At 64.6% G+C, this 1,382-nt stretch carries 1 protein-coding gene; it reads right to left on the bottom strand.

What is annotated here, in order from left to right; genetic code table 11:
* Positions 1 to 1,379: formate--tetrahydrofolate ligase (locus KUW17_RS23165; RefSeq protein ID WP_222482651.1), on the bottom strand; the 1,379-nt coding region annotated here is incomplete at its 3' end.
* Positions 1,380 to 1,382 lie beyond the last annotated feature (3 nt).

Genomic DNA, 1,382 nt, shown 5'->3' with positions numbered 1-1,382 from the left:
GCGCGGTAGATGCGCTTGGCGATGGTCTCGATCTTCTCGAACAGCGGCATGTCGTCCGGGTAGATCGGCGAGAAGTTGGCGGAACCGGCGTCGACGATCTCGACAACCTTCTCGGCCAGCGGCGCGGAACCCTCGGAGCCCAGCTCCCAGTGGCGCGACAGCACCGCCTCGACGCCGTGGGTAGCGCAGTAGGCCTTGACGGCGTCAACTTCGGCATCGGTGTCGGTCACGAAGTGGTTGATCGCAACCACAACCGGCACGCCGAAGGATTTGACGTTCTCGATGTGGCGGCCGAGGTTGGCGCAGCCGGAGTTCACCGCGTCGACGTTCTCGGCACCCAGGTCTGCCTTGGCAACGCCGCCGTTCATCTTCATCGCGCGCACGGTGGCCACCAGCACCACCGCGGAGGGTGCGATGCCTGCCTTGCGGCACTTGATGTTCATGAACTTCTCGGCGCCGAGGTCAGCGCCGAAGCCGGCCTCAGTCACGACGTAGTCGGCCACTTTCAGCGCGGTCTTGGTGGCGATCACCGAGTTGCAGCCGTGCGCGATGTTGGCAAACGGGCCGCCGTGCACGAAGGCCGGGTTGTTTTCCAGGGTCTGCACCAGGTTCGGCTGCATCGCGTCCTTCAGCAGAACGGTCATCGCGCCTTCGGCCTTGATGTCGCGGCAGTAGACCGGGGTCTTGTCGCGGCGGTAGGCCACGATGATGTCGCCGAGGCGCTTTTCCAGGTCCTTGAGGTCGTTCGCCAGGCACAGGATCGCCATCACTTCCGACGCCACGGTGATGTCAAAGCCGGCTTCGCGCGGGAAGCCGTTGGAGACGCCGCCCAGCGACGCGGTGATCTGGCGCAGGGCGCGGTCGTTCATGTCGACCACCCGGCGCCAGGCGACGCGGCGGATGTCGATGTCGCACTCATTGCCCCAGTAGATGTGGTTGTCGATCATCGCCGACAGCAGCGAATGCGCCGAGGTGATGGCGTGGAAGTCGCCGGTGAAGTGGAGGTTCATCTCCTCCATCGGCACCACCTGGGCGTAACCGCCGCCCGCAGCGCCGCCCTTCATGCCGAAGTTCGGGCCGAGGCTCGCTTCGCGGATGCAGATCATCGCGTTCTTGCCGATCCGGTTCAGACCGTCGCCCAGGCCCACGGTGGTGGTGGTCTTGCCTTCGCCCGCAGGCGTCGGGTTGATCGCGGTCACCAGGATCAGCTTGCCGTCTTCGCGGTCCTGCACAGAGTTGATGAAGCTCTGGCTCACCTTCGCCTTGTCATGGCCGTAGGGCAGCAGGTCGCTGTCCGAAATCCCGATCTTCGCGCCAATCTCCTGGATCGGCTTCTTCTGCGCCTCACGCGCAATCTCGATGTCACTCTTGTAGCTCATGGC

Origin of the sequence: Leisingera aquaemixtae (genome assembly GCF_019801145.1) — a bacterium.
Classification (GTDB): Bacteria; Pseudomonadota; Alphaproteobacteria; order Rhodobacterales; family Rhodobacteraceae; genus Leisingera; species Leisingera aquaemixtae_A.
Note: the sequence above shows the minus strand (reverse complement) of the source record. Positions and strands in the feature narration are given on the sequence as shown.